Below are 13756 nucleotides of genomic sequence, written 5' to 3'. Positions count from 1 at the left end.
AGCACTTCGCACGCGTTGCGGCGGCCCATTGGTGGGCTGAAGCCCACCCTACAGCTGAAGCCCACCTACAACGCTTTTGTAGGAGCCAGCTTGCCGGCAATCATGCAGCCGGGATCGCCAGCAAGCTGGCTCCTACGATAAGCCCGCGGAGCCCTGTTACTTCATCGTTGGCATGGAAAAATCGGCACCCGCGCGAATGCCGGTGGGCCAGCGCCGGGTCACGGTCTTCATCCGGGTGAAGAAGCGCACGCCATCCGGGCCGTGCATGTTTAGCGGGCCGAAGATCGAACGCTTCCAGCCGCCGAAGCAGTGGAACGCCATCGGCACCGGAATCGGTACGTTGACGCCGACCATGCCGACCTTGACGTTCTCTTCGTACTGACGTGCGGTGTCGCCGTCGCGGGTGAAGATCGAGGTACCGTTCCCGTACTCATGGTCGTTGACCAGCTTCAGCGCTTCATCGAAGGAACCGACCCGCACCACTACGAGTACCGGGCCGAAAATTTCCTCTTGGTAGATGCGCATCTGCGGCGTGACCTGGTCGAACAGCGTCGGGCCGATGTAGAAGCCGTTCTCGTAGCCTTGGACTTTCAGCCCGCGGCCGTCACACACCAGCGTCGCGCCCTCTTCTACGCCCAGGTCGATGTAGCCGGACACCTTCTGCTGATGTTCGCGCGTGACCAGCGGGCCCATGTGCGGCTCGGGCTCGACGCCAGTGCCAGGCCCGGTGCGCATCTGCGCGATCTCGCCCTTGAGCATCTCGACCAGCTTGCCGGCCACTTCGTCACCGACACAGACCGCCACCGAGATCGCCATGCAGCGCTCGCCAGCCGAACCATAGGCCGCGCCCATCAGCGAGCTGACCACCTGCTGCGGATCGGCGTCGGGCATGATCACCATATGGTTCTTCGCGCCGCCCAGGGCCTGGCAGCGCTTGCCGTGCGCTGAGGCGGCCTTGTAGATGTACTCGGCGATCGGCGTCGAGCCGACGAAGCTCACTGACTGCACGCGCTCATCGGTCAGCAGCACGTCCACCGCTTCCTTGTCGCCGTTGACGATATTCAGCACACCGGCTGGCAGCCCGGCTTCGGCCAGCAGTTCGCCAAGCAGCATGGTGGCGCTCGGGTCCTTCTCCGACGGCTTGAGCACGAACGTGTTACCGCAGGCGATGGCCACCGGTAGCATCCACAGCGGCACCATGGCCGGGAAGTTGAACGGCGTGATGCCAACACAGACACCCAGTGGCTGCATCAGCGAGTTGGAATCGATATCGCGACCGACATTGGATGAGAACTCGCCCTTGAGCAGATGCGGAATCCCGCAGGCGAACTCCACCACTTCCAAACCGCGGGTCACTTCGCCTTGGGCATCGGAAAACACCTTGCCGTGCTCCAGCGAAATCAGGCGCGCGGCCTCGTCACGACGCTCTTCGAGCAGCGCCTTGAAGCGGAACATGACACGTGCGCGCACCAGCGGTGGCGTCTTTGACCAGCCTTCGAAGGCTGCCTGAGCGGCGGCAATGGCTTCGCGGGTTTCGTCCGCAGATGACAGCGAAACGTACAAGCGCGGCTCGCCAGTGGCCGGGTTATAGACGGTCGCGTGGCGTTCGGAGCGGCCAGCGACGGCCTCGTTGTTGATCAGATTACCGAGGGTCTGCATGGGGTTACTCCTGGTTCCAGACGATTTCGTAGAGGTCGATGATTTCCACTTCCGTAGGCACACGCGGGTTGTTGCCCGGCGAGCCCGATGCCAGCGCCTGTCGCGCCATGGTTTCGCGCAGTTCGAAGAAATGATCGCGCTGAATGCCGAATTGCTCCGGGCCGGGCACCTGCAATTCCTTGTTGATCGCACGCAACTCGACCAGCAGCTTGCTGTTGGCCGTCTCTATGCTGTCGTTCTCGCCCGCCACGCCCATGGCGCGTGCGCAGTCGGCGTAACGCTCGGGCGCGGCCGGAATCGAGAACTCGGTGATGGCCGGCAGCAACATGGCATTGGATAGCCCGTGCGGCACATGGAAGAAGGCGCCGATGGGTCGGCTCATGCCGTGCACCAGCGCCACCGAGGCATTGGAGAAAGCGATGCCGGCCAGCGTCGCACCGAGCATCATCGCCTCGCGCGCCGCATGGTTGCCGGGCTCGTGATAAGCCGCACGCAGATTCGGTGCCAGCAGACGCATGGCCTGCAGCGCCTGAGCATCGCTGTAGAGGCTGGCTTTGCGGCTGACGTAGGCCTCCATGGCATGGGTCAGGGCATCGATACCGGTATCGGCGGTCACCCGCGGTGGCAGCGACAGGGTCAGCTCGTAATCGATCAATGCGGCCACGGGCATGAAGCCGAGGCCGGCGCAGAGCATTTTCTCGTCGCTGGTCTCGTCGGTGATGATGGTGAAGCGCGTCGCCTCCGAGCCGGTACCGGCGGTGGTCGGAATGGCGATCAGCGGCAGGCCGGCCTCGCTGACATCACGCGGGAAGCGGTAGTCGCGCATCTCTCCACCGAACTTGCCGAGGATGCCGATGGCCTTGGCCGAATCAATCGGGCTGCCGCCACCGAGTGCGATGATCGAGTCGTAGTCGCCCTGACGAACCATGTCGACACCAGCGCGAATAGACGCCGCGGTCGGCTCCGGCAGTGTGTCGGCGAAGCAATCGCTGGGGATATCCGCCTGCGCCAGGGTTTCGCTGATCCGGCTGACGTAACCCAACTCGACCATCATCCGGTCGGTCACGATCAGGGGACGTTTGCAGCCAAGGTTGTGCAATACCGAGACGATTTGCTGACTGGCGCCAGCGCCTACTTCCATCAGGCGTGGCAGGACGATGCGATGGCTCATGGGCTTCTCCGGTGGGCGTTCGCGATGCGTCGGACAGGCCGTCGAGGCCCGCCAGACGAAGCGTCATGCACGAACGGGTTGCATGAGGAGACCTCAGGTCTCGATTGTTATTTTGAGATGGTTCGTCTCACTTGGCTTTGAGACTAGAAACAATACCTTCTGGCGTCAACCTAAAACGAGACGATTTTTCTCGTTATCGCAAAGAGATTCGTCGGTGTCGTCTGGGTGCTTGATGGTCGTGCAAAGGTCTGGGGCCGGATCGCCAGCAAGCGGGCTCCTACAACCGCAGTGTAGGCGTCACGCCCTCGTGTAAAACGAGCTTTCCGTAGGAGCCACCTTGCTGGCGAGCATTTACACCGCTAGCGAGACAGAACCTGACCGAGCAATTGCTGCAAGAGCCCGTCACCCTCGACCTGCAGGCGTCGGCGTGTTCGCCCGGCCTGATCCTGGGCAGAGGCATCATCAAGACTCGCCATATCGGCATCGACATTGATCAAGGCCGCGCTGAGCCCGGCGTGGATAAGCACGGCGCCGGCCTGGACATCGCTTTGGACGATCGGCGCCGTACAAGGCCAGGCGTTGACGGCGAGTTCGAGCGCCTCCAGGCAGCAATGAGCCAGAGCCAGCGGCACGGCACAGGCCTGACGGGACGCCGCCTGCTTTTGCTCGGGCTCATCCTCTCGCGACGCGCTCAGGTACTCGCTGAAGGCCTGCATGTCATCGTCAGCGAAAGCGCCCGGCCTTCCCAGTAGCGCTTGAGCCGCTTGCGTCAGCTCAAGGCGAGTCGGGTCGGACGTATGGGCCTCGCTGATGCGCAGGCCTTTGAGTACCAGCGCGAGCCCAATGTCAGCCGTGACAGCCGCCGCCGCGCCGCAACCGGGCGTTGGCTGACAAGCAGCCGTAGCCACCCGGAACTCCGCCAGCCGTTGCGTCCAGACGCTCGCACCGTCGTTCATCCAAACGATCCGATCAGGCGGCCTGCGCCGTGCCGTCACCCCAGGCCAGCAGCACGTCGAGCATGCGATTTGAGAATGCCCATTCGTTGTCATACCAGGCCAGCACTTTGATCAATTCGTCCTGTACACGGGTATGGCTGAGATCAGCGACGCAGGAGATTGGATAACCAATGAAGTCGCGCGAAACCAACGGCAGGTCGTTGCACTCCATCACCCCGAGCGGCATTTTCTGCGCCCCTGCCCGCAAGATCTGGTTCACCGCCTCGACGCCGGCCGGCGGTCGCTCGGCAATGAAGGTGAGGTCCACCAGCGAGACGTTGGGCGTCGGCACCCGTACCGACAACCCATCCAGTCGCCCGGCCAGCTCCGGCAGGACCAGGCCGATGGCCTTGGCCGCGCCGGTAGTGGACGGAATCATCGACTCCGCCGCGGCACGGGCGCGGTAGAGATCCTTGTGAGCCTTGTCGAGCAAGCTCTGGTCATTGGTGTAGGAATGCACGGTATTGAGCAGCCCCTGACGGATCCCTACCGCCTCGTGCAACACCTTGGCCAGCGGCGCCAGGCAGTTGGTGGTGCAGGACGCGTTGGAGATCACCCGCTGGCTGCCATCGAGCAATTCATGGTTGATGCCGTAGACCACCGTCAGATCAGCGTCATCGAGCGGATGCGAGGCGAACACGCGCTCGGCTCCGGCCTGCAGGTGCTGGTCGATCAATGCACGCTTCTTGAACTTGCCCGAACATTCCAGCACCACATCGACCCCGAGCTGCTTCCACGGCAGCTGGCTGGGATCGCGCTCATGCAGCAGACGGATCGATTGGCCACGGATCTGCATCACGTCGTCATGCAGATCGACCTGCCCCTGGAAACGCCCGAAGGTGGTATCGAAGCGCGTTAAGTGCGCCATCGCGCTCCGGTCGCTGAGGTCGTTGATGGCCTCGATGTGGATCCGGTTTTCCAGATTTCGCTCGAACAGGGCTCGCAACACGGCTCGGCCGATACGGCCATAACCATTGATGGCAATACGCAACATGGCGGTCTCCTGGGTCGTTGAAGCAGGTGCAAGGTTAGTCGGAGTATGGTCTGTGACGTTCAGTACCGTCCGACGGAGATCAACGAAGCTGGGAAACCCGAGCACCGTTCGTCAGTCCTACACCTCACAGGCCCGCCCGCCGGACCTGCCGAAACACCGGACAGAGGGGCACGAGCATGAGCGAGTCAACCCAGCCACCCTGGTGGAAGGGCGCCACCGTCTATCAGATCTATCCGCGATCTTTTGCCGACAGCAACGGTGACGGCATCGGCGACCTCGACGGTGTGCTGCGCCATCTCGACCACCTGCAATATCTGGGCGTCGACGCGCTGTGGCTGTCGCCGATCTTCCGCTCACCGATGGCCGACGCCGGTTACGACATCAGTGACTACTGCGATATCGATCCGCTATTCGGCTCGCTGGACGACATCGACCGGCTGATCGCCGAGGCGCATGCCCGCGGGATTCGAGTGCTGCTCGATTTCGTGCCCAACCACACCTCCGATCAGCATCCCTGGTTCATCGAGTCGCGCAACTCGCGGGACAGCCCCAAGCGCGACTGGTACATCTGGCGCGACGAGCCGAACAACTGGCGCGCCGCACTCAACGCCGGCAGCGCCTGGACCTGGGACGAACACAGCCAGCAGTATTACCTGCACCTGTTCCTGCCCGAGCAGCCGGATCTGAACTGGCGCAACCCTGAAGTGATCGAGGCGATGCACGGCGTGCTGCGCTTCTGGCTCGATCGCGGCATCGATGGCTTTCGTGTCGATGTCATCCATTGCACCGGCAAGGATCCGAGCTTCGCCGATGATCCACGCTGCCTGGCCGGCCAGCCGCTGGTGGAGTTCAACGACCAGCCCTACAGCCACGAAGTGCTGCGCGGCCTGCGCCGGCTGGTCGATAGCTACCCCGGCGAGCGCGTGCTGGTCGGCGAGGTCAACATCCGCTCCACCGAGCGGGTCCTGCAGTACTACGGGGCCGGCGACGAGTTGCACATGTCTTTCAACTTCCAGCCGCTGGATGCGCCCTGGGAACCGGTACTGTTCCGCACCTGCATTCGCGACGTCGAGGCACTGCTCAAACCGGCCAACGCCTGGCCGACCTGGGTGCTGTCCAACCACGACAATCATCGTCAGCGCAGCCGCTATCACGGCTCGCTGCGCAGCGCCCATGCCGCCGCGGTGCTATTGCTCACGCTGCGCGGTACACCGTTCGTTTACCAAGGCGAGGAACTGGGGCTGGAAGATGCGGTGGTCGGGCCGGACGAGCAGGTCGACCCCGGTGGTCGCGATGGCTGCCGCGCCCCGATCCCCTGGATCTCCGCGCCGCCCCATGGCTGGGAAGGCAGTCCGCCGTGGCTGCCGTTCCCACCGGACAGCGACGAGCTGGCCGCCGAACGGCAGCGACAGGCGCCCGGCTCGACACTGGAGCTTTACCGCCGGCTGATCGCCGCACGCAAACGCAGCCCCGCTCTGCTTCATGGCGATTGGGAAGAACTGCGATCACACCCGAATGTACTCGCCTACCGGCGGCAGCTGGGCGATGACCAGCGCGTGATCTGCCTGAACTTCGCCGATGAACCCCATGCCTTTCCGATCAACGGGCACTGGCAGATCGAAATCGCCAGCGACGCCCAGGGCGAGGACGAACCTTACAGCGGCGAGCTGGCAGCAGGCCAGGCACTGGTGCTCAGACCGGAGGAACATTGAAATGAGACCACTTTGGTATCGCAACGCGGTGATCTATCAGATCGACCCGTCACTGTTCCTCGACGTCAACGGTGATGGCTGCGGCGACCTGCGCGGCATTACCGAGCGCCTGGATTACGTCCGCGGGCTGGGCGCTACGGCCATCTGGCTGATGCCCTTCTATCAGTCGCCTTTCCGCGATGCGGGCTACGATGTCAGCGATCATCTGCAGGTCGATCCGCGCTTCGGTGATCTCGCCGACGTGGTCTATTTACTGGAGAAGGCCGAGGAGCTGGGCCTGCATGTGATGATCGAACTGGTGGTGCAACACACCTCGATCGAGCATCGCTGGTTTCAGGAAGCACGACGCGACCCGCAGTCGCCTTACCGGGATTTCTATATCTGGGCGGACGAGCCGGATGACAGCATCGAGCCGATTTTCCCCACCATAGAGAAGAGCGTCTGGACCTGGGACGAAGACGCCGGGCAGTACTACCGCCACCTGTTCTACAACCATGAGCCTGACCTGAACCTGGGCAACCCGACGGTGGTCAAGGAAATCGAGCGGATCATCGCCTTCTGGCTGCGCCTGGGGGTATCGGGTTTTCGCGTCGATGCCGCCTCGCACCTGATCGAACAGGCCGGTGACGGTGATCGCAACGGCTATTGGCTGCTCGAGCACATGCGCGACTTCGTTACCCTGCGCCGCCCCGAAGCGGTGCTGTTGGGCGAGGTAGATGTCGAACCGGAGCAGTACCGCGACTATTTCGGCGAAGGTGATCGGCTGACTCTGTTATTGAACTTCTGGGCCAACAATCATTTTTTCCTCGCCCTCGCCCGCAGCGAAGCCGAGCCCCTGCATCGTGCGCTGGAGCGCCAGCCGGAACCACCCGAGCGCGCGCAGTACGCGATCTGGCTGCGCAATCATGACGAACTGGATCTGGAACGGCTGACCGACGATGAGCGCGAAGAAGTCATGCAGGCCTTCGCCCCCGACCCTGACATGCGCGCTTACAACCGCGGCATCCGCCGGCGCCTGGCGCCGATGCTCGACGGTAACGAGCGGCGCATTGGCATGGCCCACGCTCTGCTGTTCGCGCTTCCCGGCACGCCGATCATCCGCTATGGAGAGGAAATCGGCATGGGCGAAGATCTGTCGCGCCCGGAGCGCCTGGCGGTACGCACACCGATGCAGTGGTCCAACGAACCCAACGCCGGCTTCTCCTGTGCTGATACTCCGCAACTGGCGGCGCCGCTGATCGACGGGGGCGACTTCGGTTATGAGCAGCGCAACGTCTATGCGCAGACCCTGCGCGACGATTCACTGCTAGCCAGGACCGGCACCATGATTCGCACCCGTATCGGACTGCGCGAGATTGGCGGTGGCCGACATCGTGCGGTCGAGACGGGCTGCCCGTCGATTTTCGCCATTCGCCATGACAACGACTCCACCGTGCTGATGCTCGTGAACCTGGCGGACCGGGAGGTCGAGGTCGTAATCGCCGAGGACGACCTTCAAGAGATGGTCGATGTGCTGGCCGACAGCGACTATGAACAGCCCGAGGGGCATCCGCTGCGGATACGCCTGATCGGCTACGGCTATCGCTGGCTGCGGCGCAAGCAGCAGCTGTTCGGCTAAGGCGATGCAAAGAACACTCGACGCCGATGAGTGGCGCGGCTGGCACACCGGCGGCTTTCCCGTCGGCAGCTGGCGAAGCCGCGACGGCGAGCTGCAGGCCATCGCCGGCGCTCCGCGAATCGATCTGATCTCACGGCAGCGCTACCAGGATTTTACCTTCCGTTTCGAATTCGCGCTGCCCATCGCCGGCAACTCCGGCGTGCTCTGCCGCGTGGAGGAAGACGTCGAGCTCAGCTGGCACAGTGGCCCGGAAATGCAGCTGTTAGATGACGCCGGCCACCCAGACGGCCGCGAGCCCACCACCCGCAACGGCGCCCTGTATGGGTTGATGGCTGCCGAACAGGAAACGTCTATGGAGCCCGGCGAGTTCATCGAGGCGGCGCTGACCGTCTACGATGGGCATGTCGAGCACTGGCTACGCGGCCGCCGTGTGCTGCGCTATCGAATCGACGACCCGAGCCTGCATGCGCGCATCGCCCAGAGCAAATTCGCCGGCTTTCCACGCTTCGCACAGGCCGACAAGGGCCATCTGGTGTTGCAGCATCATGGCGAGGCCGCGCGCTTTCGCCGCTTGTCGATCGAAACACCTGACTGAACGGTCCACTTGGACCCACGCACGGAATTGAGCGAGAATGCGCGGCTTTCCAGGCTGCGGGAAACGCTGGCGAATGGATGCGGGATCGAAACGGGCTGGGCGCTCGCCATCGTGGCGCAGCGCCCAGCCGGCTTTCGGGAGCGCGAAACCGTCAGAGGTACCGGGCCGCCCACGCTTGAGGTAGCGCGTTCGTGGAACAGCTGAAACAGAAGATCCGCAATGAAGGCATCGTACTCTCCGACCGAGTACTCAAGGTCGATGCCTTTCTGAACCACCAGATCGACCCCGTGCTGATGCAGCAGATCGGCCAGGAATTCGCCCGGCTGTTCCGCGACGAAGGCATCACCAAGATCGTCACCATCGAGGCCTCCGGCATCGCTCCAGCGATCATGGCGGGACTGGAGCTCGGCGTTCCGGTGATCTTCGCGCGCAAGCATCAATCCCTGACGCTGACTGACCACCTCCTGACCGCTTCGGTGTATTCCTTCACCAAGCAGGTCGAAAGCACCATTGCGATTTCGACCAATCACCTGTCCGGCGCCGATCGCGTGTTGATCATCGATGACTTCCTGGCCAACGGCAAAGCCGCCAAGGGCCTGATCTCCATCATCCAGCAGGCCGGTGCCAGCATCGCCGGGCTGGGTATCGTCATCGAGAAATCCTTCCAGGCAGGTCGCCAGGAATTGGAAGAAGCGGGCTTCCGCGTCGAGTCGCTGGCCCGCGTCGCCGCGCTCAGTGACGGTCAGGTAGTTTTCGTCGACTAGGATCTGCGACGCGCCAACAGCGCTCGCGGCCAATCATCGAAGGGCTCGAGCGCCGCGCTTCATTCATGGCGCCATAGTGTGACCAGCGCACCTTGGGTGCCGGCGATCGGATCACTCACCGGTACGCCGACCCGCTCGGCGCGAGCGCGCGCTTCGTCGTGGCCGCTCTCGCCGGGACGCAGCAGATCGTACTGCTGATCGACCGGATAGCCCGCCACCACCTCGAATTCCTCGCTCGCAGTCAATCGGCAATGGCCGGTGCCGGCGGGCAGCACCAGCGCATCCCCGGCGCGAACCTCCACCTCCTGGCCATGCTCACCGCCGAGCATCAGCCGCGCCGAGCCACGCGAAACCCCAAGAACCTCATGGGCGGTGGAGTGGAAGTGGTGATAGTCGTAGACGCTTGCACGCCATTGCGCTGGCCACAGATGACTGTTGAACAGGTTCTCGAACGCCGTGGCATAGTCGTCCTCGGCCAGCGGCAGCTGACGATACACCAGCACCGGGTGCGGGCTATTCGGCGTGCGGCCGTCGCTGGCGAACTGCAGCTGCTCGGGTTGCGGGGCAGAGCTGGGCATGGGTACCTCTCATAGGGCCGAACATCACAAGGCCGAACACCTTTGCATCTGGCCTCCGGCAACGGGTTTGTCATTTCGACCCGGTGCCGCGCCGCTTTACTCCCCATGAAACGACAAAGCCGCCCGAAGGCGGCTATGTTGGACCGGCTGGCGCTTAGAGGCCGGACATATGCTTGATGGCAGCCATCAGCTCGTCGTCCGAGCAATCGGCACAGGTGCCCTTCGGCGGCATGGCGTTGATACCGCTGATCGCGGTGGCCAGCAAGCCATCGAGACCACCTTGCTTGTCAGCGCGTGCTTGCCAGGCGGCTGTATCGCCCACTTTCGGCGAATTCAGCAAGCCGGAGCCGTGGCAGGCCGTGCAGAATTTGCCGACCACGTCTTCACCGCTGCGGGCAGCGCCGCCAGCGGCAGCAGTCGCAGCGCCAGCAGCTGCGCACTCCTCGCCTTGAATACATACTTCGCCCACCGGCTTGAGTCGCTCGGCGATGTCGTCATTGGTCGCAGCCTGAGCGCTCACTGCCCACAGGGCCACTACGGCAGTCTGTGCTACCAGGATCTTCTTAATCAGGTTCACCTTACACCCTCATGTGGCTAGACACGCCCGCGGCCACGGTTACGCGAGCGGCGGCTAGTATAGCGGCAAGCCATGCTTGCCGAAACAACCCATGTTGCGCAGGCATCTCCAGCGACGCTGTGTCGCACCGCAAGTCCGGCCTGAGCCTGGGACCGTTAATCTGGATCAGAAATTCGCTGGGGTCGTCGCGCTGATCAGCCTGGCCGGCGCGTCGTAGGGGTTGCGGAAACGATGCGGCTTGCTGCTCTCGAAGTAATAACTGTCGCCAGTTTCGAGCACAAAGGTCTGGCCATTCACCGTCAGCTCCAGGCGCCCCTCGATCAGCATGCCGGCCTCTTCGCCCTGGTGCGCCAGCATGTCGGTGCCGGTATCGGAGCCGGGCGGATAGGTTTCCGCCAGAAATGCGATGGCCCGCCCCGGATGCGCCTTGCCGATGAGCTTCATGCTCACCGCACCGTCGGAAATATCGATCAGCTCGCCTGCTTTATAGACCACCTGGGTATCGCTGTCCTGTTCGAAATCGGGCGAAAAAAATTCGACCAGCGACATCGGAATGCCGCTCAGCACCTTTTTCAGCGAGCTGATCGAGGGACTGACGCTGTTCTTCTCGATCATCGAGATGGTGCTGTTGGTGACGCCTGCACGCTTGGCGAGCTCGCGCTGGGATAAACCCTTGAGTTTACGGATGGTTTGCAGTCGAACACCGACGTCCAATACGGGAGCCCCCAATCAAGCGCAACAAATAGAGGTCGCTATGATGGCGAGGGCGTTCAGTATTTTCAACACGCCAGAATGAAATGACCTGATAGTCGCAGCTCGGGTCCGTCAATCCGGTAGCGCAGCGACCACCGAGAGCTCGACCAAGATTTCGGGCTCACACAGCTTGGCTTCGACGGTAGCACGTGCCGGCGCGACCCCGTCGGGCAGCCAGGTGTCCCAGACGGCGTTCATGCCGGCGAAATCGGCGTCGATGTTCTTGAGGTAAATAGTCACCGAAAGAATGTGCTGCTTATCGGTGCCGGCCTGACGCAGCAGCCGCTCGATATTATCGAGGGTTTCGCGGGTCTGTTGCTCGATGCCGGCACTCATGTCTTCACCTACCTGGCCGGCCAGGTAAACCGTGCCACGGTGAATGACGATCTGACTCATGCGTGAATTAGTGTGCAGGCGCTGTATGGGCATGCTTGCGGGGCTCCTTGGTCGTGCCGTAACGGGATATATCCAGGCCATCCGTACTGATTTGGGTTCGCTTGCTGGCCAAGAGATCGGCCAACAGGCGACCAGAGCCGCACGCCATGGTCCAGCCAAGGGTACCGTGGCCGGTATTGAGATAGAGATTGCGATAGGCGGTCGCACCGATGATCGGCGTGCCATCCGGCGTGGCTGGGCGCAATCCTGTCCAGAGTTGCGCACTGCTCGGATCGCCTCCCAGTGGGAAAAGATCGCCAACCACCATCTCCAGCGTTTCGCGCCGCCGCGGATTCAGCGCCAGGTCATGGCCGGCGATCTCGGCCATGCCACCGACCCGAATGCGCTGATCGAAGCGAGTGATGGCAACCTTGTAGGCCTCATCCAGCACCGTCGAAACCGGCGCCATGGACGGATCGCTGATCGGCACCGTGAGCGAGTAGCCCTTTAGCGGATAGACCGGCGCGCGAATACCCAGCGGCTTGAGCATCTGCGGGCTGTAGCTGCCCAGCGCCAGCACGTAGCGATCGGCCTTCTCCAGCGTGCCATCGATCCAGACACCATCGAGACGATCGCCGGAAAACTCCAGCCGCTGGATATCCTGGTTAAAGCGAAACTCCACGCCGAGTCCACGGGCCATCTCGGCCAGTCTGGTGGTGAACATGAGGCAGTCGCCGGTCTGATCGTTGGGCAGGCGCAGAGCCCCGCTGAGCTTATCCGCTACGCGTGCCAGCGCCGGTTCGACCCGGGCGATGCCGGCACGGTCGAGCAGTTCGTAAGGCACGCCGGAGGCCTTCAGCACGGCGATGTCCTTGGCCGCGTAATCCAGTTGGGCCTGGGTGCGAAACAGCTGTGTGGTGCCGCATTGCCGGCCCTCGTAATCAATACCAGTCTCGGCGCGTAGTTCATCGAGACAATCACGGCTGTACTCGGACAACCGCACCATGCGCTCCTTGTTCACCGCGTAGCGCGCCGCCGTGCAGTTGCGCAGCATTTGCGCCATCCACAGGTATTGCTGCATATCGCCGGTGAGCTTGATGGCCAGCGGTGCGTGGCGCTGCATCAGCCATTTCATTGCCTTCAGCGGCACACCGGGTGCGGCCCAGGGCGAAGCATAGCCGGGCGAGACCTGACCGGCGTTGGCGAAGCTGGTCTCCATCGCGACGGCGGGTTGGCGGTCGACCACCACCACGTCGAACCCAGCGCGAGCCAAATAATAGGCACTGGTTGTGCCGATCACGCCGCTACCCATCACCAGAACACGCATTTCCGCCTCCCATCCGGCCATGGCCGGACTTTGCGAATCACTATTAAGGCGGAGTATAAAAAGCGCTTGCTAGTGGATTTCACCATATAACGCGCGATCTTTGCGATTTATTCACGCCATAAACCGCTTTTCAGGAGGCGATACGCCTATGCGAACCAAGCATCAGACCCGCCGCGAGTTGGATAAAATCGACCGCCAGATCCTTCGTCTGCTTCAAACGGAAGGGCGCATGCCATTCACCGAGCTGGGCGAGCGTATCGGCCTGTCCACCACGCCCTGCACCGAGCGCGTCCGCCGGCTGGAGCGCGAGGGCATCATCATGGGCTATACCGCTCGGCTGAATCCCCAGCATCTCAAGGGCGGGTTGCTGGTGTTTGTCGAGATCAGCCTGGCCTACAAATCCGGCGATATCTTCGAGGAATTCCGCCGTGCCGTACTCAAGCTGCCGCACGTGCTGGAATGCCACTTGGTATCAGGCGACTTCGACTACCTGATCAAGGCGCGCATCTCGGAGATGGCTTCGTATCGAAAACTTCTGGGCGACATTCTGCTCAAGCTGCCGCATGTCCGCGAATCGAAGAGCTATATCGTCATGGAAGAGGTGAAGGAATCCCTCGAGCTGCCGGTACCGGACTGAT

14 protein-coding genes are annotated in these 13756 nt (G+C 62.7%); 5 read left to right on the top strand and 9 right to left on the bottom strand.

The window, feature by feature from the left end:
- Positions 1 to 156: 156 nt before the first annotated feature.
- The 4 genes from H3028_RS07520 to gap form a co-directional block, all read right to left on the bottom strand.
- Positions 157 to 1659 carry a CoA-acylating methylmalonate-semialdehyde dehydrogenase gene (locus H3028_RS07520; RefSeq protein ID WP_181296410.1) on the bottom strand — a complete coding sequence of 501 codons (1503 nt, stop codon included), beginning with the start codon at positions 1657 to 1659 and terminating at the stop codon, positions 157 to 159.
- Positions 1660 to 1663: 4 nt separating this feature from the next.
- Complete coding sequence (locus H3028_RS07515) at positions 1664 to 2830, bottom strand: iron-containing alcohol dehydrogenase (RefSeq protein ID WP_181296409.1); 1167 nt, start codon at positions 2828 to 2830, stop codon at positions 1664 to 1666.
- Positions 2831 to 3189: 359 nt separating this feature from the next.
- Complete coding sequence (locus H3028_RS07510) at positions 3190 to 3786, bottom strand: cyclodeaminase/cyclohydrolase family protein (protein WP_181296408.1); 597 nt, start codon at positions 3784 to 3786, stop codon at positions 3190 to 3192.
- 13 nt (positions 3787 to 3799) lie between these two features.
- Positions 3800 to 4819: a type I glyceraldehyde-3-phosphate dehydrogenase gene (gap, locus tag H3028_RS07505; protein ID WP_168425433.1), complete on the bottom strand. Its 1020-nt coding sequence runs from the start codon at positions 4817 to 4819 to the stop codon at positions 3800 to 3802.
- A 176-nt stretch (positions 4820 to 4995) separates the two neighbouring features.
- Here gap and H3028_RS07500 point away from each other — a divergent pair, with 176 nt between their 5' ends.
- The 4 genes from H3028_RS07500 to xpt all read left to right on the top strand — a co-directional run bounded on the left by H3028_RS07500 (position 4996) and on the right by xpt (position 9508).
- Positions 4996 to 6531: an alpha-amylase family glycosyl hydrolase gene (locus H3028_RS07500; protein ID WP_181296407.1), complete on the top strand. Its 1536-nt coding sequence runs from the start codon at positions 4996 to 4998 to the stop codon at positions 6529 to 6531.
- A 1-nt stretch (position 6532) separates the two neighbouring features.
- Positions 6533 to 8149, top strand: a complete 1617-nt coding sequence (locus H3028_RS07495) for an alpha-amylase family protein (protein ID WP_181296406.1) — start codon at positions 6533 to 6535, stop codon at positions 8147 to 8149.
- A 4-nt stretch (positions 8150 to 8153) separates the two neighbouring features.
- Entirely contained in the window at positions 8154 to 8744 is a 591-nt protein-coding gene (locus H3028_RS07490; protein ID WP_181296405.1) for a DUF1080 domain-containing protein, read from the top strand.
- Positions 8745 to 8935: 191 nt separating this feature from the next.
- The gene (gene xpt / locus H3028_RS07485) at positions 8936 to 9508 is read left to right on the top strand and encodes a xanthine phosphoribosyltransferase (RefSeq protein WP_181296404.1); all 573 of its coding nucleotides are present in this window, start codon (positions 8936 to 8938) and stop codon (positions 9506 to 9508) included.
- Positions 9509 to 9567: 59 nt separating this feature from the next.
- On the opposite strand, the gene H3028_RS07480 is transcribed toward xpt, so the two are convergent.
- From H3028_RS07480 to dadA, 5 genes are all read right to left on the bottom strand, one after another.
- The gene (locus H3028_RS07480) at positions 9568 to 10086 is read right to left on the bottom strand and encodes a cupin domain-containing protein (protein WP_181296403.1); all 519 of its coding nucleotides are present in this window, start codon (positions 10084 to 10086) and stop codon (positions 9568 to 9570) included.
- 154 nt (positions 10087 to 10240) lie between these two features.
- Positions 10241 to 10663, bottom strand: a complete 423-nt coding sequence (locus H3028_RS07475) for a c-type cytochrome (protein ID WP_309109532.1) — start codon at positions 10661 to 10663, stop codon at positions 10241 to 10243.
- Positions 10664 to 10828: 165 nt separating this feature from the next.
- Positions 10829 to 11377: a cupin domain-containing protein gene (locus tag H3028_RS07470; RefSeq protein WP_181296402.1), complete on the bottom strand. Its 549-nt coding sequence runs from the start codon at positions 11375 to 11377 to the stop codon at positions 10829 to 10831.
- Positions 11378 to 11488: 111 nt separating this feature from the next.
- Positions 11489 to 11845 carry a RidA family protein gene (locus tag H3028_RS07465; RefSeq protein WP_181296401.1) on the bottom strand — a complete coding sequence of 119 codons (357 nt, stop codon included), beginning with the start codon at positions 11843 to 11845 and terminating at the stop codon, positions 11489 to 11491.
- Positions 11820 to 13118 carry a D-amino acid dehydrogenase gene (dadA, locus tag H3028_RS07460; protein WP_181296400.1) on the bottom strand — a complete coding sequence of 433 codons (1299 nt, stop codon included), beginning with the start codon at positions 13116 to 13118 and terminating at the stop codon, positions 11820 to 11822. Before dadA ends, H3028_RS07465 begins: the two co-directional genes overlap by 26 nt.
- A 148-nt stretch (positions 13119 to 13266) precedes the next feature.
- Here dadA and H3028_RS07455 point away from each other — a divergent pair, with 148 nt between their 5' ends.
- A complete protein-coding gene (locus H3028_RS07455) occupies positions 13267 to 13755 on the top strand; it encodes an Lrp/AsnC ligand binding domain-containing protein (protein ID WP_181296399.1) in 489 nt (162 codons plus the stop codon).
- Position 13756: the final 1 nt, after the last annotated feature.

It is taken from the genome of Pseudomonas sp. Q2-TVG4-2 (assembly GCF_013620795.1).
In the GTDB taxonomy this organism is placed as follows: domain Bacteria; phylum Pseudomonadota; class Gammaproteobacteria; order Pseudomonadales; family Pseudomonadaceae; genus Stutzerimonas.
The sequence above is the reverse complement of the archived record's forward strand: the minus strand, read 5'-3'. Positions and strand labels throughout refer to the sequence as shown.